Origin of the sequence: Roseococcus suduntuyensis (genome assembly GCF_014196305.1) — a bacterium.
In the GTDB taxonomy this organism is placed as follows: Bacteria; Pseudomonadota; Alphaproteobacteria; order Acetobacterales; family Acetobacteraceae; genus Roseococcus; species Roseococcus suduntuyensis.
Map to the genome: position 1 here is coordinate 188,296 of NZ_JACIDJ010000001.1, position 19,532 is coordinate 207,827.

The 19,532-nt window shown below is 72.2% G+C and carries 16 protein-coding genes; 12 read left to right on the plus strand and 4 right to left on the minus strand.

The genetic code is table 11. The features are described from left to right. Window positions 1-151: 151 nt before the first annotated feature. The 6 genes from GGQ83_RS00865 to GGQ83_RS00890 all read left to right on the plus strand — a co-directional run bounded on the left by GGQ83_RS00865 (window position 152) and on the right by GGQ83_RS00890 (window position 6,798). Entirely contained in the window at window positions 152-1,168 is a 1,017-nt protein-coding gene (locus GGQ83_RS00865) for a TAXI family TRAP transporter solute-binding subunit (RefSeq protein WP_184381705.1), read from the plus strand. A gap of 69 nt (window positions 1,169-1,237) precedes the next feature. Then, window positions 1,238-2,887 (plus strand): peptide chain release factor 3, encoded by a 1,650-nt coding sequence (locus tag GGQ83_RS00870; protein WP_184381706.1) that lies wholly within the window; start codon window positions 1,238-1,240, stop codon window positions 2,885-2,887. A gap of 146 nt (window positions 2,888-3,033) precedes the next feature. Further along, complete coding sequence (locus GGQ83_RS00875) at window positions 3,034-3,876, plus strand: substrate-binding periplasmic protein (protein WP_184381707.1); 843 nt, start codon at window positions 3,034-3,036, stop codon at window positions 3,874-3,876. A gap of 5 nt (window positions 3,877-3,881) precedes the next feature. Further along, window positions 3,882-5,198 (plus strand): ABC transporter substrate-binding protein, encoded by a 1,317-nt coding sequence (locus tag GGQ83_RS00880; RefSeq protein WP_184381708.1) that lies wholly within the window; start codon window positions 3,882-3,884, stop codon window positions 5,196-5,198. Then, entirely contained in the window at window positions 5,195-5,980 is a 786-nt protein-coding gene (locus tag GGQ83_RS00885) for a substrate-binding periplasmic protein (RefSeq protein ID WP_184381709.1), read from the plus strand. The genes GGQ83_RS00880 and GGQ83_RS00885 overlap by 4 nt, the downstream gene beginning before the upstream one ends. Beyond that, window positions 5,977-6,798 (plus strand): transporter substrate-binding domain-containing protein, encoded by an 822-nt coding sequence (locus GGQ83_RS00890; RefSeq protein ID WP_184381710.1) that lies wholly within the window; start codon window positions 5,977-5,979, stop codon window positions 6,796-6,798. The genes GGQ83_RS00885 and GGQ83_RS00890 overlap by 4 nt, the downstream gene beginning before the upstream one ends. A 2-nt stretch (window positions 6,799-6,800) precedes the next feature. Here the strand turns inward: GGQ83_RS00890 and GGQ83_RS00895 are convergent, their stop codons facing one another. After that, on the minus strand, window positions 6,801-7,469 hold the full coding sequence (locus tag GGQ83_RS00895) for a hypothetical protein (RefSeq protein ID WP_184381711.1): 669 nt from the start codon (window positions 7,467-7,469) through the stop codon (window positions 6,801-6,803). A 174-nt stretch (window positions 7,470-7,643) separates the two neighbouring features. Here GGQ83_RS00895 and GGQ83_RS00900 point away from each other — a divergent pair, with 174 nt between their 5' ends. The 5 genes from GGQ83_RS00900 (at window position 7,644) to GGQ83_RS00920 (ending at window position 15,921) form a co-directional block, all read left to right on the plus strand. Then, the gene (locus GGQ83_RS00900) at window positions 7,644-8,648 is read left to right on the plus strand and encodes a glycosyl hydrolase family 8 (protein WP_184381712.1); all 1,005 of its coding nucleotides are present in this window, start codon (window positions 7,644-7,646) and stop codon (window positions 8,646-8,648) included. Window positions 8,649-8,704: 56 nt separating this feature from the next. After that, window positions 8,705-9,418: a PIG-L deacetylase family protein gene (locus GGQ83_RS00905; protein ID WP_184381713.1), complete on the plus strand. Its 714-nt coding sequence runs from the start codon at window positions 8,705-8,707 to the stop codon at window positions 9,416-9,418. After that, the gene (locus GGQ83_RS00910) at window positions 9,415-10,248 is read left to right on the plus strand and encodes an ABC transporter substrate-binding protein (RefSeq protein WP_184381714.1); all 834 of its coding nucleotides are present in this window, start codon (window positions 9,415-9,417) and stop codon (window positions 10,246-10,248) included. Before GGQ83_RS00905 ends, GGQ83_RS00910 begins: the two co-directional genes overlap by 4 nt. A 166-nt stretch (window positions 10,249-10,414) precedes the next feature. Further along, window positions 10,415-12,217, plus strand: a complete 1,803-nt coding sequence (locus GGQ83_RS00915) for an autotransporter assembly complex protein TamA (protein ID WP_184381715.1) — start codon at window positions 10,415-10,417, stop codon at window positions 12,215-12,217. Next, on the plus strand, window positions 12,217-15,921 hold the full coding sequence (locus GGQ83_RS00920; RefSeq protein ID WP_184381716.1) for a translocation/assembly module TamB domain-containing protein: 3,705 nt from the start codon (window positions 12,217-12,219) through the stop codon (window positions 15,919-15,921). Before GGQ83_RS00915 ends, GGQ83_RS00920 begins: the two co-directional genes overlap by 1 nt. A 98-nt stretch (window positions 15,922-16,019) precedes the next feature. On the opposite strand, the gene GGQ83_RS00925 is transcribed toward GGQ83_RS00920, so the two are convergent. From GGQ83_RS00925 to GGQ83_RS00935, 3 genes are all read right to left on the minus strand, one after another. Further along, entirely contained in the window at window positions 16,020-16,991 is a 972-nt protein-coding gene (locus tag GGQ83_RS00925; protein WP_184381717.1) for a Bug family tripartite tricarboxylate transporter substrate binding protein, read from the minus strand. A gap of 268 nt (window positions 16,992-17,259) precedes the next feature. Next, window positions 17,260-18,153, minus strand: coding sequence for an NAD(P)-dependent oxidoreductase (locus GGQ83_RS00930; protein WP_184381718.1), 894 nt, complete (start codon window positions 18,151-18,153; stop codon window positions 17,260-17,262). A gap of 2 nt (window positions 18,154-18,155) precedes the next feature. Next, entirely contained in the window at window positions 18,156-18,554 is a 399-nt protein-coding gene (locus GGQ83_RS00935) for a carboxymuconolactone decarboxylase family protein (RefSeq protein ID WP_184381719.1), read from the minus strand. A 92-nt stretch (window positions 18,555-18,646) separates the two neighbouring features. On the opposite strand from GGQ83_RS00935, the gene GGQ83_RS00940 reads away from it, so the two are divergent. Next, a complete protein-coding gene (locus GGQ83_RS00940) occupies window positions 18,647-19,531 on the plus strand; it encodes an alpha/beta fold hydrolase (protein WP_184381720.1) in 885 nt (294 codons plus the stop codon). Window position 19,532 lies beyond the last annotated feature (1 nt).

Consider the following 19,532-nt stretch of genomic DNA (forward strand, 5'->3'; position numbering starts at 1 on the left):
GAAATTCCTTGATCCCCCTCTCCTCCCGCAACACCATGAACCGGGGACGCAAAGCCCCCGCATGTGAAGCAACGACAGGCTGCCGGGCAATGACCCGGCCGGCCGCCACATGGGCGGACCGGCCCGCGCGGCCATCAGGGAGTGAGACGACATGAACGATTTCGGCCGGAGAGCGCTCGGCCTGGGCGCGGCCGCCGCCACGCTCGGCGCCACCACCGCAAGCGCGCAGAACGCACGTTCCTATGTGCTGACCACCGCCACCATCGGCGGCACCTATTATCCGGTGGGCGTGGCGCTGGCGACACTCATCAAGGTGAAGCTCCAGGCGCAGCTGGGCCTGGACATGAGCGCCATCAGCTCCGCCGGCTCCACCGAGAACGTCCGGCTGATGCGCGAGAACCAGGCGCAGTTCGCCATCCTGCAGGGCCTCGTCGCGCAGTTCGCGGGCGAGGGCGCCGGGCCCTTCGCCAATGCCGGGGCGCAGCGCAACATCCGCGGCATCCTGCCGCTGTGGTACAATTTCGAGCAGTTCGTGGTCGAGCGCTCGCTCGCCACCACCGGGCGCATCATGGACATGAAGAACCTGGAGGGCGGGCGGCGCTTCTCCATGGGCGCGCGCGGCTCGGGGCTGGAGACCATGCACCTGTGGCTGTTCCCCAATCTCGGCGTGGACCACACCAAGATGGACCTCGTCTACCAGGGCTATGGGCCGAGCGCGGAATCGCTCATGAACGGCTCCATCCACGGCACGAATTTCGAGGCGGGCCTGCCCACCGGCGCCGTCACACAGGCCTTCGCCCGCGCGGGGGCCAGGCTGCGCTTCCTGCAATGGAATGACGAGGACATCCGCCGCGGCAATGGCCGTGCCTCGCTGCTGGTGAAGGGCCTCATCCCCGCCGGCACCTATCCCGGCCAGACGGAGGAATGGACCACGGCCAAGCTGCCCAACTACTTCGCCTGCAACGCGGCCGTGCCGGAGGAGGATGTCTATCTCGTCACCAAGACGATCTTCGAGAATCTGCCCTTCCTCAACAACATCCATGCCGCCACGCGGGAGATCAACCTGGAGGAATCGCTCGGCGGCTACCCCTTCCCGCTGCACCCCGGCGCCATCCGCTACTACCGCGAGCGGGGGCTGAACGTACCGGCGAACCTCGTGCCGGCGTAAGCCGGCGCTGCCACCCCGGCGGAAGCCGGCGCTGGAGTTGGGGCGGTGTTGGGTCTATCTCACCGCCCCATGGACCAGCAGCCCGAGACCAACACCCGCGCCGGCCTCGCCCAGGATGCGGTGGCGCGCGACGCCGCCCAGCAATCCGCGCGCCGGCGCACCTTCGCCATCATCGCCCACCCCGATGCCGGCAAGACCACGCTGACGGAAAAGCTGCTGCTGAAGGGCGGCGCCATCCAGCTGGCGGGCGCCGTGCGCGCCAAGGGCAATGCGCGGCGCACCCGCTCGGACTGGATGAAGATCGAGCAGGACCGCGGCATCTCGGTCGCCACCAGCGTGATGACCTTCGAGCGCGACAATCTCATCTTCAACCTGCTGGACACGCCGGGCCACGAGGATTTCTCCGAGGACACCTACCGGACCCTGACCGCCGTGGACGCCGCCGTCATGGTGCTGGACGGCGCCAAGGGCATCGAGGCGCAGACGCTGAAGTTGTTCGAGGTGTGCCGCCTGCGCGACATCCCCATCGTCACCTTTATCAACAAGATGGACCGCGAGGGGCGCGACCCCATGGACCTTCTCGACGAGATCGAGAAGACCCTGGCGCTGGACGTGACGCCCGCCGCCTGGCCCATCGGCCAGGGGCGCGACCTGCTCGGGGTCTATGACATCGTGAACCCCGCGCTCCGCCTGCTGGGCGAGGAGGGCGACGAGGTGATCCCCGTCTCCGGCCTCGACGACCCCATCCTGGACGCCCGCATCCCAGCGCCCCTGCTGGCGGAACTGCGCGAACAGGTGGGCCTGGTCACCATGGGCTACCCGGAATTCGACATGGATGCCTTCCTGCAAGGCACCATGACGCCCGTCTTCTTCGGCAGCGCGCTGCGCGACTTCGGCGTGGGGCAATTGCTGGACGGCCTCGGCCGCATGGCCCCCCCGCCCCGCGCCCGCGCGGCCGACACGCGCGACGTGGTGCCCGGCGAGGGCCGGCTTTCCGGCTTCGTGTTCAAGGTCCAGGCCAACATGGACCCCAACCACCGGGACCGCGTGGCCTTCCTGCGCATCTGCTCCGGCCGGCTGGAGAAGGGCATGCGCCTGACCCAGACCCGCACCGGCAAGCAGGTGCCCGTCAACGCCCCCCTCTTCTTCTTCGCCAAGGACCGCCAGGTGGCGGAAGAAGCCTGGCCCGGCGACGTGGTGGGCATCGCCAACCACGGCACCCTGCGCATCGGCGACACGCTGACGGAGGGCGAGGCCCTGAACTTCCGTGGCGTGCCCTCCTTCGCGCCCGAACACCTCCGCCGCGCCCGGCTGGAGGACCCCATGCTGGCCAAGAAGCTCAAGAAAGCCTTGGAACAATTGGCGGATGAGGGGGTGGTGCAGCTCTTTCGCCCCCTCGACGGCTCTCCACCTGTGGTTGGCGTGGTGGGTCTGCTGCAGCTCGACGTGCTGGCCAGCCGAATCAAGGTGGAATACGGCGTGCCGGTCAGCTTCGAGGCGACGCATTGGGACCAGCTGCGCTGGTTCGCCTCCGACGACAAGGATGCGGTGGAACGCTTCACCCGCCAGCACAAGGCCGACCTCGCCGAGGACCATGACGGCGAGATGGTGGCCTTCTTCACCTCCGACTGGCGCCGCCGCCGGGCCGAGGAGGAATTCCCGGCCCTGACCTTCCACGCCGTGCGCGAACAACACGGGCTGGCCAAGCCGGACGGCTGATGCTCAACTCCAGGTGGCGAAAGCGCCTGGCAGTTGACGCACCGCAATGCATCCTTCGCCCCTCCTGGCGCAGGATGCTCCCGGGTCGCGCCGCGAGGCGCGCGCCAGGAGGTCGCGCGCGAGGCGCGCGCCGGGAGTAGAACCAGATGCCGCGCCGGGCACCATCGCCACCACCACCACCAGACCGCCGCGCCCTGCTTCGCGCCGGCGCCGCGCTGGTGCCGCTGCTGGCTGCCCCCGCCCGCGCGGGGAACCATGACCAGGCCTGGCGCCGCATCCTCGCCCAGGGTCGCATCCGCTTCGCCAGCGGCATCTGGATGGCGCGGCTTCCCGTGCCGCCCACCCCGGCGCCGGAGCCGGTGGAGGACCCCTTCCACACCGCCCTCGCCACCCACCTCGCCGCCACGCTGGGGCTGCGGCACAGCTTCGACCCGCCTCGGCGCGCCTTCGAGACCATGCGGCGGGTGGTGACGGGCGAGGTGGATGTGGCGCTCGGCCCCATGCTCAACCGCCTGACCGCGCGGCAGCTCATGTTCACCCCCCCCTATGCCGAGCTGGAGACCGTGATCCTCTCCGCCCATGTCGCGCGCCGCCGCCGCCTCGCGGATTGGAGCGGGCTGCGGCTCGGCCTGCAGGATGGCTATGTGGCGCACCTGACCAATCTGGGCTTCGACCTGGAACAGGCCCGCGCCCAGCCCTTCGCCGAGCAGGCCGCGCTGGAGGGGGCGTTGCTCGACGGCGAGCTCGATGCCCTCATCACCACCAATGTGACGGCGCGCAACATCATGGCGCGCCACCCCGGCAGGGGCTTCGGCATCCGCACCTCCCTCACCCCGCATCTGCACGGGGCGGCGGTGCGCTTCGGCGAGCACGAATTGCTGCGCGCCATCACCATCGCCCTGCACGCCGTCCGGGAGGACGGCACGCTGGCCCATCTCTTCGCATTGCATGCCGGGGCGCCGCTGGTGCCCCCGCGGGAAGGCCTCTGATACCCATGACGCTCCTGCCACGCCGCGCGCTCGGCGCGCTGCTCGCCACGCCCTGGGTCGCGCCCGCCGCCGCCCAGCCCCGCCCCTCGGTGCATTTCCTGAGCTGGACGGCGGTGCTGGACAGCCTGCGCGCGCAATTCGCGGAATTCACACGGGCCAGCGGCGTCACGGTGCGGCACCAGCATGTGCCCTGGATCTCCTACCGCCCGGCGCTGCTGGCCCAGCTGCGCGCAACGGCGGCGGCGGATGTGGTCCTGATGTCCGATGCCTGGCTGCCGGAGGTGGCAGGCTCCGGGCTGCTGGCGCCCATTGACGCCATGCCCGCGCTGACCCGCTTCAACGCCGAGGCCGCGCCCGCCTGCACGGAGGCCATGCGCCATGGCGGGCAACAATATGGCCTCGCCTACTACACGGACAGCATTGGTTTCTTCTACCATCGCGGCCTGTTGCAGGCGGCGGGCATCGTCACCCCGCCCACGAGCTGGGAGGAGGTGATGGACCATTGCCGCCGCATCCGGTCGCTCGGGATCGCCCGCTTCCCCATGGGGCTGCCGCTCGCGGGCGACCCCTGGCTGATCGAGCTGCTCTCCACCCTCGTCTTCAGCCATGGCGGCCGCTTCGTGGACGATGCGCGCGTCAGCGTGATGGCCGAGGCCGGGCGCGGCATCATCCCCACCCTGGCCTTCCTGCGCGACATGATCCACCGCCACCAGGCCCTGGACCCGACCAGCCCCGGCCAGGACGAGGTGGGCGTGGCCCGCGCCTTCGCAGAGGGCCGCCACGCCTTCGCCCTCCTGCCCAGCTACCGCCTGCGCTTCCTGAACAATCCGCTGACCTCGGACGTGGCGGGCCAGGCGCGGCTGGGGCTGATGCCGGTGGGCGGCGCGCAGCATGACCCCGCCACCTGCGGCTGGGTGCGCTTCTACGCCATCTCGGCCGCGGCCGCGCGGGATGCGGGGCGGCTCGCCCGCGCCGGCGCCTTCCTCTCGGCCTTCGGCGGGCATGACGCGACGGGGGCCTACACCATGCAGCGGCGCCTCTTCGTGAATGACGGCCTGCCCTTCTGCACCCTGCCCCTGCTGGATGACCCGCGGGTCAGCGACGTGCTGGTGGCCGCCGGCGAAAACCCCGAATGGCGCGCGCTGCATTTGGCCTCGGCCCGCAACAAGGACGTGATCGCCCCCTGGTTCGGCAACTGGCAGGGCGTGACGAACGAGATCTGGCGCGCCGTGGCGCTGGACCGGCTGGCGCCCGAGGCGGCGGCGCAGATGGCCCATGCCCTCTGGGTGCAGCTCTGCGACGCCTGCCGGCCGCGGCCATGAGGGCACCGCCCCTCACCCGCCGCACCGCCCTGGCCGCCGGGCTGCTGCTGCCCGGCACCGCCCGGGCCGATGGCAGTTTCGCCGCGATCCGCGCGGCGGGCCGGCTGCGCCTCGGCCTGCTGGTGGACGACACGCCCATGGCCTTCCGCAACCACGGCACCCAACTGGACGGCATGGCGGTGGCGGTGGGCGCGGCCATGGCCTTCGGCATGGGCGTGCAGCCCGATTTCGACCTCACCACCTATGGCGACCAGGTGGACGCCCTGCGCGAGGGCCGCTTCGACCTGCTGCTGACCGCGCCGGCCATGACGCTGGAAGCCGCGCGGGTGATGATGTTCTCCACCCCCTATGCCGAGCTGGACTGGCACCTCCTGGCGCGGCGCGACCTGCCGCTGCCCGGCCTGGACGAGTTGGGCCGCCGCCCCCTGGTGCAGCTGCGCGGCTGGAACAGCGTCTTCGGCAACCAGCTGCTGGGCGAGCGCCCGCGCCATCTGCTGCTGCGCCAGGACTGGCGCGGGATCGCGGAGGCGCTGGCGGATGGCGAGGCCGAGGCCGCCATCGTGCCCGCCACCCTGGCCGCGCGCATCACCGAGACGCTGCCCGCGATCGAGACCAAGTCCAGCCTGGGCCGCGCGCTGATGGCCATCACGGCGCCCTTCGGCGCGCATGACCTGCTGGAGGCGGTGAACGCCCAGCTTCTGCTGCTGCGGCAGCGCGGGGTGCTGGCCATCCTCCACCAGCATTTCCTCGGCACGCGGCTGCGCGTGGGCGGCGCGCCATGACAGTTCCCCTGCCGCGACGCGCCCTGGTGGCGGGGGCGGCGCTGCTCGGCCTGGCCGCGCTCCCTGCCGGCGCCACGCCCGCGCGCGGCGCCCTGGCGCGCATCCTGGAAAACGGGGAGCTGCGGGTGGGGCTGATGCTGCGCACTCCGCCCTGGGCCGCGCATGACGAATTCGGCGAACCCGATGGCTCGGAGGTCGCGCTGGTGCGGCAATTGGCGCGCGACCTGGGCGCGCGGCTGCGCCTCGTGGTGCTGGAGGCGGAAGAGCGGATTCCGGCGCTGGAAAGCGGGCGGGTGGACATCGTCGCCTCCTTCCCGGTGGACACCGGGCTGCTGCGCCGCATCGCCCTGGCGCGGCCGCATGACCGGCTGCGGGTGGTCATCGCCGGGCGCGCCGGGCGCCATCTGCACGGCTTCGCGGACCTGGACGACCTGACCCTGGCGCTGCCGATCGGCACCGCCCTGGCGGAGCTGGTGCACCCGCTGCTGCCGCCCGGGGCGGTGGCCGTCTTCCTGCCGGATTACGCGGCATGCCTGGACGCCGTGCTGCATGGCGAGGTGGACGCGACCGTCGCCTTCGAATGGAGCGTGCGGAACCTGCTGCTGACCGACCCCTTCGCCCCCATCGAACCGGGCTTCCTGGTGCGCGACTCCCCCCTGGCGCTCGCCGTCGCGATGGGCGAGCGGGATCTGCTGCGCTTCCTCGACACCTTCGTGCTGCTCCGCACCGCGGATGGCACGCTGGATGCCCTGCACCGGCGCTATTTCGTCAGCGCGCCCGCGACCGAGACATCCGCGACCGACAGGCGGTCGCCATGAGGTCAGCCGCCCCGGCCACTCAGCAGGCGGCGCCGCACCGAGGCGAAGGCGCCCTCCACATCGGGGTCGGCGCGCACATAACCCACGCCCACCGCCCGCTCATGCGGGTTGCTGATGCCGAGCGGGGAGCCGCCCGCGCGTTCCTGCGTGGCCAGGATCTCCAGCAGCGGGCCCTGGCCCACCCCCTCCTGCCAGCGCTGGCGCCAGACGCTGACGGCGCCGCCGCGCACCATCTCGGGCCAGGACTGGGTTTGCAGCGGCGGGCCCATGGCGGCGCCCACATGGGCGAAGACCTCGGCCACCGTGGCCCCGCCCTCGATGGTCTGGAAGGCCTCGATGCGGACCACGCGCAGCCCGCGCTGCGGGTCGTTCAGGAAGTTCACGCGGATATTGGGGCAGACGAAGGGGGCGCCGCGGGGCAGGCAATCATCCTCGGCGGGGACGGCCAGCAGCATGCGCGTCAGCCCATCGGGCGGCAGGTCCGCCTCCACCTCGATGGAAAAGCCCGCGCCGCGCAGCACCTCCACCACCTCCAGCCGCGACATGTCGAGGTCTATGTCGCGGGCGGTGGCCAGCAGTTCGAGGCGAAGTCCTTCGAAACGCGCGCCTTCTTCGGCGGGGGGCGCCTCCGTGGCCTGGGCGGGCGCCATCACCAGCGCGGTGAACACCATCGCCGCCCGCAAGCTTCCAAAAAAGGAAACCCGACTCAACATTGGTCAATTCCCGTTCCCTGGTCGAATTCCTAACACATGTCGGGGACATTCATCATTGTTTCCGCGCAAGATGGCAAGCCGGAGTTCATGCGTCGGCATTGTCTTCTGATGGCGGCCGGCGCGGTCGGGGCCATGGGCATCGCCCAAGGCAGCCCGGCCGGCAGCGACGCCGAGGACTGGAACGTCTTCCGCACCCGCTTCCTCGCCCCGGATGGGCGGGTGGTGGACACGGGCAACCGCAACGTGTCGCACAGCGAGGGGCAGGGCTATGGGCTCTATGGCGCCGTCCGCGCCGATGATCGCCAGGCCTTCCAGCGCATCCTGGCCTGGACGCTGGCCTCGCTGAAACGGCCCAACGACAACCTCTTCGCCTGGCGCTTCACCCCCGACGGCACGCCCCCCGTCACCGACCTCAACAACGCGAGCGATGGCGACCTGATGATCGCCTGGGCGTTGGTCGAGGCCGGGCGCAAATGGCGCCATCCGGAATATACCCAGCGCGGCCTGGCCATCGCGCGGGACCTGCAACGCCTGTGTTTCCTGAACCTGGGCCGGCGCTGGCTGCTGCTGCCGGGCGCCTATGGCTTCCGCGCGGCCAACCGGGTGGTGGTGAACCTCTCCTACATCATCCTGCCCGCCCTGCAGGAGCTGGGGCGGGAGCTGCGCGACGCCACCTGGACGCGCGTCGAGATGGACGCGCTGGGCCTGCTGGAGGAGGCGCGCTTCGGCCAATGGCAGCTTCCGCCCGACTGGCTGGAAATCCAGGCCGACACCGGCGCGCTGCGGATCGCGCGGAACTGGCCGCCGCGCTTCAGCTTCGACGCGGTGCGGATTCCGCTGAACCTGTGCTGGGGCGGCTCGGGCGCGCATGCCGTGGTGCGCGCCTGCGCCGATTTCTGGACGCATCGCGGCCCCGGCGCCCCCATGCCCGCCTGGACGGAACTGCCCAGCGGCGTGCTGGCCCCCTACCCCGCCAACCCCGGCATCCGCGCCGTGGGGCTGCTGTCGAAGGCGCTGCGCGATGGCGCGGGGGCACGGGCGGTCCTGCCGCGCGTGGCCCAGGCGCAGGGGGAATACTATTCCGCCGCCCTGGTCATGCTGGCGCGGATGGCCTGGCGGGACCTGCTGCGGGTGTAGGCGGCGGGCGCATTCTGTGGGAGGCAAGGGCAAACACCCGTCGGAGGATTCCCCCCATGCCCACCGCCCTCGTCGTCAGCGCCCATTCCGCCGATTTCGTCTGGCGCGCCGGCGGCGCCATCGCGCTGCACGCCGCGAAGGGCTGGGAGGTGACGGTGGTGTGCCTGAGCTACGGCGAACGGGGCGAATCCGCGAAGCTCTGGCGCCAGCCGGGCATGACGCTGGACCGCGTGAAGGCCGCGCGCGAGGAGGAGGCGAAGGCCGCCGCCCGGCACCTCGGCGTGCATGACATCCAATTCTGGGATCTGGGCGACTACCCCATCAACCTGAACGAAGCAGCTTTCTACCGCCTGGTGGACCTCTACCGCGCCATCCACCCGAAATTCGTGCTGACCCACAGCAAGGCCGACATCTACAACCACGACCACCCGGCCGTGACCGACTTCGCCCAGCACGCCCGCATCACCGCCCAGGCGCATGGCCACAACCCGGGCCAGAAGGTGCTGGGTGCGCCGCCCGTCTTCCTCTTCGAGCCCCACCAGCCCGAGCAATGCGACTGGAAGCCCGACGTGCTGCTGGACATCTCGCCCGTGTGGGAGAAGAAGCGCGCCGCCATCGAGTGCATGGCGGGGCAGGAGCATCTCTGGGAATACTACACCCGCGTGGCGCTCCAGCGCGGTGCCCAGGCCGCCCGCAACAGCGACAAGTCCATCAAGCACGGGGAAGGCTACCAGTCCGTCTTCCCCCATGTGGTCGAGACGCTGGGATGAGCGCGGCCCTGCACGTCGCCATCGGCCGCACGCCGCGCACGGCGGCGCTGTTCGCGGACCCCACGGGCTTCGCCCTGGCGGAAATGCCCAACATCACCCGCGCCTTCGCCCCCATGGTGCGGGAAGGGCGGTATGAGGTGAGCGAACTGGCCATCGCCACCTTCCTGATGGCCAAGGCGGCGGGCGCCCACATCGTGCTGCTGCCCGCCATCCTCTCCGCCCGCCACCCGGAGGCCTCGCTGCTGGCGCGGCGCGGCGGCCCCGTCCGCAACCCCGAGGATCTGCGCGGCCGCCGCGTGGGCGTGCGCGCCTACAGCCAGACCACGGCGCTCTGGCTGCGCGGCATCCTGGCCGAGCGCCATGGCCTGCCCGCCGATGCCCTGCGCTGGGTCACCTTCGAGGATGCGCATGTGGCCGGCTACCAGGACCCGCCCTGGTGCGAACGTGCTTCCGCCAGCGCCGACATGACCGCGATGCTGTTAGCCGGCGAGCTGGACGCGGCCATCTTCGGCAGCGAGGGCGCCGGCACGCCCGATGTCCTGCCCGTCATCGCCGACCACGAGGCCGCCGCCGCCCAGTTCATTGCCACGCATGGTTTCATGCCCATCAACCATGTGCTGGTGGCCCGCGCCGATGTCGCCGCCGCGCGGCCCGATGCGCTTTCCGCCCTGCTGGCCCGGCTGCGGGCGGGGGGCATCGAGGTGCATCGCCGCGCGGCCCTGTCCGCGCCGCTGGCCGCCGCCGCCCGGCTCTGCCAGGCCCAGGGGCTGACGGAACGCGCCCTGACCCTACATGAAATCTGGGCAGGAACACCGGATCGCTTCCGGTAACAGCTGGCAACCGCAGGAGTAATCGCGCGTTCAGCCGGTCCACCCCGCGCATCGCGCCTCCGGCGGGACATGCCGGGCGGGGCAAGAATGGGGTAGCCTGTTGGGAATGACGCCGCGACACACAAGGTTTTTCTGTCTCCGGCCGGCCGCCCTTCTGTTATGCGGAATGGCGCTGGCGCTGCCCGGTGCCTCGCGCCTGGCCGCGCAGGAAACCCCGGCCTTCAGCGATGCCCTGCCCGGCGCCCTGCCCTATCGCACCACCGTGGTGCCGACCGGCATCGAGGAGCTGGACAGCCTGCTCCAGGCCGCCTCCCCCCTCATCCGCCTGCAGGAACGCGCGCCCACCGATGCGCTGGGCCTCGCCGCGCGCATCGGCGCCGAGCCGGACCGGCTGCGCCCCGCCTTCGAATCCGAGGGGTTTTGGGCCGGGCAGGCGCAGGTGGCGCTGGCCGGCAGCCCGCCCGGCAGCCCGCCGCCCACCGCGGAACAGCTCGCCACCCTGCCCACCCCCATCGCGCTGGAAATCCGGTCCACGCCCGGCACCCGCTACACGCTGCGGAGCATCAACACCGAGGGCGCCGCGCCCATCCTGCTGCGCCCCGGCCAGCCCGCCCGCGCCGAGACGGTGCTGGCCGCAGAGACCGCGGCATTGACCACCTGGCGCGCCGAGGGCCGCCCGCTCGCCCGCGTGGAGCGCCGCGTGACCGTGGACCATGGCGCGGCCGCGATGGACGTGACCTTCCTCGCCGCGCCCGGCCCCCGCGCCACCTTCGCCCCGCCCAGCGTGGCGGGCACCGTGGCGGTGAACCCGGAGGTGGCGCAGCGCGTCGCGGCCCTGCGGCTGCGTTCCTGGCACTACAGCCCCGGGCTGGTGGCGGAGGCGCGGGCGGACCTGCTGGCGCTCGGCCCCTTCGGCGCCGTGCGGGCGGAGGAAGGCACGGCGCTGGATGCGGAGGGCCGCTTCCCCGTCACCTTCCACGTCACCGAACGCCCCTTCCGCGCACTGACCGCCACCGCCGCCTATGAAACCAATTTCGGCCTGGCCCTGACCGGCGCCTGGGAGCACCGGAACCTCTTCGGCAATGCCGAGCGGCTGCGGGTCGAGGCCGCGATCAGCCGGCTCGGCGAAAGCTACGAACGCACCAATGCCCGGCTGTCCGCCAGCTACCGCCAGCCCTTCCCGATGGGCTTCCCCGGCACGCTGGTGGTGAACACGGCGGTGCTGCGCGAGCGCCTGGACAGCTACGACCGCGACGCCATCACCGCCTCCATCCTCTATGAGCAGCGCTTCGGCCGGCATTGGACGCTGAGCGCGGGCCCGACGGGCGAGATCGGCCGCTCCGGCCTGCCCGGCGGCCCGCTGCGGCCGAGCAACATGGTGGGCTTCGCCACCCAGGCGCGCTTCGACAACACCAACAGCGCGCTGGACCCCACGCGGGGCTGGCGCCTGCGCTTCGACGTGACGCCCAGCTACTCGCTCAGCCGCGCCCAGGCCTATGTGCCGGTGCGCGCCACCGCCAGCACCTACATTGATTTCCAGGGCACAGGCCGCACCGTGCTGGCGCTGCGCGGCAGCCTGGGCAGCCTGCTCAACGCCGAGGCCGAGGACGTGCCCGTCGCCCAGCGCTTCTTCGCGGGCGGCGGCGGTTCGGTGCGCGGCTATGGCTTCCAGACCATCGGGCCGCGCGACGCCCAGGGCCGCCCGCGCGGCGGCGCCAGCGTGATCGAGGGCAGCGTGGAACTGCGTCAGCGTTTCGGCAGCAACCTGGGCGGCGTGGCCTTCCTGGATGCGGGCGGGGTGGGGCTGGAGCCCTTCACCCCCACCGATGCGCTGCGCGTCGGCGCCGGCGTGGGCGTGCGCTACTACACCGCCTTCGGGCCGGTGCGCGCCGACATCGCCATGCCGCTGGTGCGCCAGCCGGGCAGCGGCAATTTCGGCATTTATCTCGGCATCGGCCACGCCTTCTGATGCGCGCGCTGCGAATCTTCGCGTGGCTCGTCGCCTCGCTGCTGCTTCTCACCGCCCTGGCGCTGGGCTTCCTGCTGGCCACGCCGCTGGGCAACCGGCAGGTGGCGCGGGTGGCGCAATGGGCGGTGCCCGGCCTGGTGCTGGAAGGCGTGTCGGGGCCGCTGCCCGGCCGCCTCTCCCTCACCCGCGCCACGCTCGCCGATGAACAGGGCGTCTGGCTGACGGTGGAGGATGCCTCGCTGCGCCTGGAATGGACCGCGCTGTTCGGGCGCGAGGCGCACATCACCCGGCTGGAGGCGGCGCGCATCCACCTGGCCCGCCTGCCGGAGGGCGAGCCGGACCCGGACCCCACCCCCGGCATCACCCTGCCCAGCCTGCCACAGCTTCCCGTGGCGATCCGGCTGGACGCGCTCGATGTGGCGCGGCTGGAACTGGGTGCGGGCGTGCCCGGCGGGCCGGCGGCGCTCTCCGCGCGCGGCCATGCGCGTCTGGCGGGACAGGCAGCCTCGGTGGAACTGGCGGTGCGGCGCCTGGACGCCCCCGGCACCGCCGATCTCGTGGCCGAGTTGGAGGGCGACCGGCTGGTGGCCCGCCTCGCCGCCAGCGAACCGCCGGGCGGCGTGATCGCCACCGCCGCGGGCCAGCCCGAGGCGCCCTTCAACGCCGAACTGGCCCTGGACAGCCAGGCCTGGCGCCTGGACGCGACGCTGGGCGAGGCCCGCGTGACCGGCGCGGGCGACCTCGCCTTGGCGGGCGGCGCGGTGGCGGCCTCGGGGCGGCTCGATGCCCTGCCCGGCCCCTTCGTGCCGGCGGACTACGCGCCTTTGGCCGCCACGGTCGGGCTGGACTTCGCGCTGCGCTATTCCGCCGAGGGCGACCTCGCTCTGGACCGCGTGGTGGCCACCGCGCCCGGTGGGCGGCTGGAAGGCCGCGCCACCCTCGCCGCCCATGGCGCGCTGGCGGGCGAGGCCCAGCTCGACCCCGGCGCCGCCGCCCTCTTCGCGCCCTTCCTGCCCGAGGGCATCACCTATGGCACCGCCACCGCCACCGCCCGCTTCGGCGGCACGCAGGACAACCCCAGCGCCACCCTCACCGCCCGCATCACCGACCCGCGCACCAACACCCCCGCCGACCCGCTGCTGGGCGAGGTGCTGACCCTCGAAGCCCGCTATGCCGAGCACGGCCGCGACTCCGCGCTCGCGCTGCAAGGGGCGCGGCTGGAGGCACGGGTGGCCGGCGCCATCCCCACCTCCGGCGAGGCGCCCCTGGCGCTCGACATCACCGCCCGCGTCACCGACCCGCCCGAGGCTGAGGGCACCGTCACCCTGGAAGGCCGCGCCACCGGCACGCTGGAGGCGCCCCAGCTCGACGCCGTGCTGGCCACCGAGGCACTGGTCTATGCCGGCCGCCGCGCCGGTCCATTGCGCGTCACGGTCCAGGCCAGCCCGCAACATGTGGCGCTGGACGCCAATGGCACGCTGGACGAACGACCGCTGACGCTCCGCGCCGAGGTGCGGCAAGATGCCGAGGGCCGCGTGGACATCCGCGCGCTGGACGGCGCCTGGGCCGGCATCACCCTGCGCGGCGGCGGCCGCTTCGCCTGGCCTGACGGGCAACAGCAGGCGGAACTGGCGCTGGCCATCCCGGATCTTTCGGTGCTGGCGCCCTTCATCGGCCAGCCCGTCACCGGCGCGCTGAGCGCCGAGGCCAGCGCCGCTCCCGTCGAGGGCGCCACCGGCCCCGCCGCCCAGCGCTTCGCCCTGCGCGTGGTCAGCCCCGGCTTCGCCATCGCGGGGCAGCGCGGGCGGTTGGATTTCAGCCTGGGCGGCACGCTGGCGGAGGCCCGGCTGGAACTCAACGCCCGCAGCGACATGGCCAGCGTGGAGGCCAGCGCCCGCATCCGCGTGGGCGACGAGGCGGCGGAGGCCGTCTTCACACGCCTCAACCTCGCCTCCGGCCAGGATGCCGCAAGGCTGCAGGGCGAGGCGCGTGTGACGCGCGTGGCCAATGGCGACGTGACGCTCTCCCCGGCCCGCTTCAACGCCTCGCGCGGCGGGCGCCTGGTCGTGCAGGGACAGACGCGGGGCGAGGCGCTGACGGGCCGCGCCGAACTCGCCGCCCTGCCATTGGCGCCCTTCACCGCGGGCGCGGTGGTGGGCACCATGGCGGGGCAGGTGAATGTCGCGGGCAGTCTCGCCGCGCCCCAGGCCCGCTTCGACCTGCGCGGCGAGGGGTTGCGCGCCACCGCGCTGGAAGGCCTGCCCGCCGCGCGCCTCACCGCCACCGGCACCGTGACACCCGAGGCCGCGCGCATCGAGGCGCAGATCAATGCCGGACCCGGCATCGCGCTGACGCTGAACGCCAGCCAGCCGCGCGGGCTGGGGGCCGCCGCCGCCACGGAGGCGCGGCTGCAAGGGCGGCTCGACCTCGGCGCCATCACCCGGCCGCTGCTGGCCGGGGGCGCCGATGTGGTGACGGGCCGCGCCGACCTCGACCTGCGCCTGACCGGCAGCCCGGAGGCGCCGCAACTCACCGGCACCGCGAACGTCACCGGCGCCACCTATCGCAATGACGCCCAGGGGGTGCGGCTGGAGGGCATCACGGCGCGCCTCGTGGCCCAGGGCGAGCGGCTGGTGTTGCAGCAATTCTCCGCCCGCACCCGCGGCAATGGCACCATCTCCGGCGAGGGCTGGGTGGAGCCGCTGGGCGAGAATATCCCGGCCGAACTGCGCCTCACCGCCCGCAACGCCCGCCCCGTGCAGTCGGAGCTGGGCGAGGCGGTGCTGAACGCGGACCTGACCTTGCGCGGGCCGATCCTGGCCGGCGGAAGCTTGTCAGGCCGCGTCGAGATCACGCGCGCGGAACTCCGCATCCCGGAGCAGTTCGGCGGCAGCATCCCCACCCTGGGCGAGGTGCGCGAAGTGGGCCCGCGCCCGCCCGGCCGCCCGGCCCCCGCACCGCCCCGCGCCGCCGCCGCGCCCCCCGCCGGCCCGCCGCTGACGCTGGACGTGCAGGTGGTGGCCCCGCGCGCCATCTTCGTGCGCGGGCGTGGGCTGGAGGCGGAACTGTCGGGTGATATCCGCGTGGGCGGAAACCTCGTCGCCCCCACCATCTCCGGCGCCTTCAACCTGCGGCGCGGCCAGTTCGACCTGGCGGGGCGCGTGCTGAACCTGACGCGGGGTGCGGCGCGCTTCGACACGGGCACGCTGATCCCGACGCTGGACTTCCTGGCCACCACGCGGTCGCGCACGCACACCATCACGCTGACCATCAGCGGCCCGGCCAATTCCCCGGAGCTGGCGGTGGGCGCCCAGCCCGACCTGCCGCAGGACGAGGCGCTGGCGCGGCTGCTGTTCGACCGGGAATTGCAGCGCCTCTCGCCCTTCGAGATCGCCGCGCTCACCCAGGCGGTGGCGCAGCTGGCCGGCATCATGCCCTCGGGCGGCGGCGTGACGGGCCGCATCCGCGAGGCGCTGGGGCTGGACCGGCTCTCGGCCGGCGCGGCGGAGGGCGGCGGCGCCACCGTGGAGGCCGGGCGCTATGTCGCGCCGGGCGTCTATGTCGGCGTGCGCCAGGGCACCTCGGGCGCGGCCCCCGGCGTGGGCGTGCAGGTGGAGCTGACGCCGCGCCTCAGGCTGGAGGCGGAAACCCAGACGGGCGAGGCGGGCGACCGGGTGGGCATCACCTGGTCCTACGAGTGGTGACCCAGCTTCCGGGAGGGCAGCACCGCCCGTGATGGATCACGGCCCCGCGCGGTGGGGCCGCGAACCATCACGGAACGGAACGGGCTTTGTCGGCGCGCTCAATCAATCGAGAGGTTGAGCCGCGCCACCGTCTCCCGCTCATAGGCCGTGCGCTCCTGCGCGAAGGACAGGTATTCGGCGGGGCCGAGATATTCGTCAGGCATCTCCCAGCGGCGCATCACCGCCTGGGCGGCCTCGTCCTGCATGGCCTTGCGGAAGGACTGGTGCAGCCTGTGCACCATCTCGGGCGGCAGCCCCCGGGGCCCCACGAACCCATAGGGCGACGTGACCGACATGCCGTAGCCCAGCTCGCTCAGGGTGGGCGCGTCGGGGAAGGAGGGCAGCCGCGTGCGCGTCCAGACGCTGAGCAGGCGGAAATCACCCGTCTCCACCTGCGGGCGCCAGGCCTGCGCGTCGGCGATCATGTCGATCTGCCGTCCGAGCAGGGCGGTCACCCCCTCCTGCGCGCCGCGGAAGGGGACGTGCAGCATCTCCACACGCTCCCGCGCGCAAAGCTCCTCCATCGCCAGGTGGTTGGTGGTGGCGACGCCCGAGGTCGAATAGGACACCTGCCCGGGCCGCGCCCGCGCCGCGGCGAAGACGTCGGCCAGGGTCCGATAGGGGCTGTCGTTCCGCACCACCGTGCCGAACAGGAAGCCCGAGAGCTGCATGATGTAGGTGAAGTCCGTCACCGGGTCCCAGGTGGGCTGCCGGGTCAGGAAGGGGTGGCGCAGGATGGACAGATGGTGGTGCGCCAGCGTGTAGCCATCGGGCTGCGCCTGCTGCTTCAGGAACATGGCCGCACGGGTGCCGCGCGCGCCGGGCATGTTCTCGGACACGACGGAGACGCCGAGGTCGCGGCTCACGATGTCGAACATCGTCCGCTGCAGCGCGTCGAGCGACCCGCCCGGCGGCCAGGGGGTGAGGATGCGGATGGGGCGGCTCGGCCAGCGCGCCTGGGCGAGGGCGGGCTGCGACAGCATTGCGGCGGCGCCCAGCAGCGCGCCGCGGCGCGCGATCCGTGCGGTCATCTCGTCTCCTCCTCCGTCGGCCGATGCCGACCGACTTTTCTTGTTTGGCCGAGCGAGACGGCCATTGAGGAGGGACGGTAGTTGTGGTGGGTCAGGATTTGCAAGCGTGAAGACGCATGGATCGCGGGGTCAGGCGGCGATCAAAATCCGGCTTCGGGGCACCGTGATCCGGTTCACCCGAAGCCTGGTCCGCGCCGTTGCCCCGGCGGAAGCGCGGAACGGCGTGATCAACTCTCGTGGACCACGCCGTTGGTGCTTCCACCAAAGGCTAACCGTTTCCGCCCGTCAGCACCTGGCCCGACAGGTTCTCGCTGAGCTTCGCCACCGCCGTGTGATCCTCTCCGGCGCCGAGGCTCTTCGCCGCCGCCGCCCACATCTCGCGCGTCAGCGCCGAGAGCGGCGTGGGCACGCCGGCCTCCTTGCCCACCTCCAGCGCAATGGAGAGGTCCTTCACCATCAGGTCCAGCCCGAAGCCGCTGTCGAAGCGCCGCGACAGCACGAACTGCCGGAACTTCTTCTGGGTGGAGTTGTTCATGCCCGTCGAGGCGTTCAGCACATCCACCATCAGCCCCGGCTCCAGGCCGAACTTCTGGCCGATCAGCAGCGCCTCGATGCCGATGAGGAACCCGCCCGCACTCACCAGATTGTTCAGCGCCTTCATCGCCTGCCCCGCGCCGATGGCGCCGCAGCGGTGGATGGAGGTGCCCATGGCGCGCAGGATCGGCTCGGCGGCGTCGAGGTCCGTGTCGCTGCCGCCCGCCATGATGGCCAGCTCGCCCGTCTTGGCGCGCGGCACGCCGCCGGAGACGGGGCAGTCCACCATGCGGATGCCGCGCGGGGCGAGGCTTTCCGCGATCTCGCGCGTGCGGGTCGGGTTGCCCGAGGTCATGTCGATGAACAGCGCGCCGTTCGGCAGGAAGTCCGCGACCTGGGTCGCCACCACCGCCACCTCGCGGCTGGTGGGCAGGATGGTGACGAGGGCATCGGCGCCGGACGCGGCCTCGGCCGCCGAAGCCGCGCCGCTGCCGCCCACCTCCGAGACGAAGCGCGCAACGCGCTCCGCCGAGAGGTCGCTGACCACCACGTCATGCCCGGCCTTGATCAGGTTGGCCGCCATGGGCCAGCCCATGTTGCCGATGCCGGCAAAGGCGATGCGCGCCATGATTACTTCTTCGCCTTGATGGCGCCTTCGGCGATGAGCACCTCATGCGCCGCCTTGAAGGCGTCGAGCGCGGCCGGGATGCCGCAATAGGCCGCGGCGTGGCTGAGCGTGGCGCGGATTTCGTCCACGCTGACGCCGTTGTTCAAGGCGCCCTTCACGTGCAGCTTCACCTCGGGAATCTTGCCGAGCGCCGTCAGCATCGCGAGGTTGATGATGCTGCGCGTCTTGCGGTCCAGCGTCGGGTCGCCCCAGGCCATGCCCCAGGCCCAGGAGGTGGTGATGCGCTGGAAGGCCATCATGAAGTCGTCGGCCTTCTCCAGGCTGGCGTCCACGTAATCGGCGCCCAGCACCTCGCGGCGGATGGGCAGGCCCTTCTCGAACAGCGCGTCGTCGTCGGCCATGGCGGTCTCTCCCTTGCAGGTCCGGTTTCGCGGGCAGGCTGGGCCGGGTGGGCCGGGTGGTCAACGGGGGCGGCGGGTGCTTCGATGCCGGCATGTTCTTCGATGGCTTCACGCTCGAAACCCGCGATGTCGCGGGCCAATCCCTCCGGCTGCGGCGCGGCGGCGAGGGTCCGCCCCTGCTGCTGCTGCACGGCAATCCGCAGACCCACGCCATGTGGCACCGCGTGGCGCCCGTGCTGGCGCGGCGCTTCACCGTGGTGGCGCCCGACCTGCGCGGCTATGGCTTCTCCGGCAAGCCGGGAGCGGGCGCGGAGCACGCGGCGCATTCCAAGCGCGCCATGGCGGATGACATGGCGGCACTGATGGAACAGCTCGGCCACGGGCGTTTCCAGGTGGTGGCGCATGACCGTGGCGCGCGGGTGGCGCATCGCCTGGCGCTGGACCACGCCGCGCGCGTGGAGCGCCTTTGCCTAATGGACGTGGTGCCCACCCTGCACCATTTCGAGCACGCCGACATGGCCTTCGCCATGGGCTATTATCACTGGTTCTGGCTGGCCCAGCCGCACCCGCAGCCCGAGCGGCTGATCGGGCAGGATGTGGAACTCTGGTTCGACATCCACACCAACCGCGAACCCAAGGACCGCGGCTTCTTCCACCCCGAAGCCCGCGCCGACTACCTGGCGGCGCTGCGCCTGCCAGGGACCGTGACTTCCATCTGCGAGGATTACCGCGCGGCCGCCACGCTGGATCTGGTGCATGACCGCGAAAGCCGCGCCGCCGGCCACCGCATCGCCTGTCCGCTGCTGGCGCTGTGGGGCGCCAAGGGCAAGATCCAGCAATGGTATGATGCGCTGGCGGTGTGGCGCGACTATGCCAGCGGCCCCGTCTCCGGCCACGCCGTGAACAGCGGGCACTACCTGGCCGAGGAGGCACCGGAGGAGGTGCTGGCCGCGCTGGAGCCCTTCCTGCGCGGCTAGA

What these genes read in the sequence shown, in the direction of transcription:
- GGQ83_RS00865 (WP_184381705.1), top strand. Translation starts at nt 152, where the DNA reads ATGAACGATTTCGGCCGGAGAGCGCTCGGCCTGGGCGCGGCCGCCGCC.
- GGQ83_RS00870 (WP_184381706.1), top strand. Translation starts at nt 1,238, where the DNA reads ATGGACCAGCAGCCCGAGACCAACACCCGCGCCGGCCTCGCCCAGGAT.
- GGQ83_RS00875 (WP_184381707.1), top strand. Translation starts at nt 3,034, where the DNA reads ATGCCGCGCCGGGCACCATCGCCACCACCACCACCAGACCGCCGCGCC.
- GGQ83_RS00880 (WP_184381708.1), top strand. Translation starts at nt 3,882, where the DNA reads ATGACGCTCCTGCCACGCCGCGCGCTCGGCGCGCTGCTCGCCACGCCC.
- GGQ83_RS00885 (WP_184381709.1), top strand. Translation starts at nt 5,195, where the DNA reads ATGAGGGCACCGCCCCTCACCCGCCGCACCGCCCTGGCCGCCGGGCTG.
- GGQ83_RS00890 (WP_184381710.1), top strand. Translation starts at nt 5,977, where the DNA reads ATGACAGTTCCCCTGCCGCGACGCGCCCTGGTGGCGGGGGCGGCGCTG.
- GGQ83_RS00895 (WP_184381711.1), bottom strand. Translation starts at nt 7,469, where the DNA reads ATGGTGTTCACCGCGCTGGTGATGGCGCCCGCCCAGGCCACGGAGGCG.
- GGQ83_RS00900 (WP_184381712.1), top strand. Translation starts at nt 7,644, where the DNA reads ATGGGCATCGCCCAAGGCAGCCCGGCCGGCAGCGACGCCGAGGACTGG.
- GGQ83_RS00905 (WP_184381713.1), top strand. Translation starts at nt 8,705, where the DNA reads ATGCCCACCGCCCTCGTCGTCAGCGCCCATTCCGCCGATTTCGTCTGG.
- GGQ83_RS00910 (WP_184381714.1), top strand. Translation starts at nt 9,415, where the DNA reads ATGAGCGCGGCCCTGCACGTCGCCATCGGCCGCACGCCGCGCACGGCG.
- GGQ83_RS00915 (WP_184381715.1), top strand. Translation starts at nt 10,415, where the DNA reads ATGGCGCTGGCGCTGCCCGGTGCCTCGCGCCTGGCCGCGCAGGAAACC.
- GGQ83_RS00920 (WP_184381716.1), top strand. Translation starts at nt 12,217, where the DNA reads ATGCGCGCGCTGCGAATCTTCGCGTGGCTCGTCGCCTCGCTGCTGCTT.
- GGQ83_RS00925 (WP_184381717.1), bottom strand. Translation starts at nt 16,991, where the DNA reads ATGACCGCACGGATCGCGCGCCGCGGCGCGCTGCTGGGCGCCGCCGCA.
- GGQ83_RS00930 (WP_184381718.1), bottom strand. Translation starts at nt 18,153, where the DNA reads ATGGCGCGCATCGCCTTTGCCGGCATCGGCAACATGGGCTGGCCCATG.
- GGQ83_RS00935 (WP_184381719.1), bottom strand. Translation starts at nt 18,554, where the DNA reads ATGGCCGACGACGACGCGCTGTTCGAGAAGGGCCTGCCCATCCGCCGC.
- GGQ83_RS00940 (WP_184381720.1), top strand. Translation starts at nt 18,647, where the DNA reads ATGTTCTTCGATGGCTTCACGCTCGAAACCCGCGATGTCGCGGGCCAA.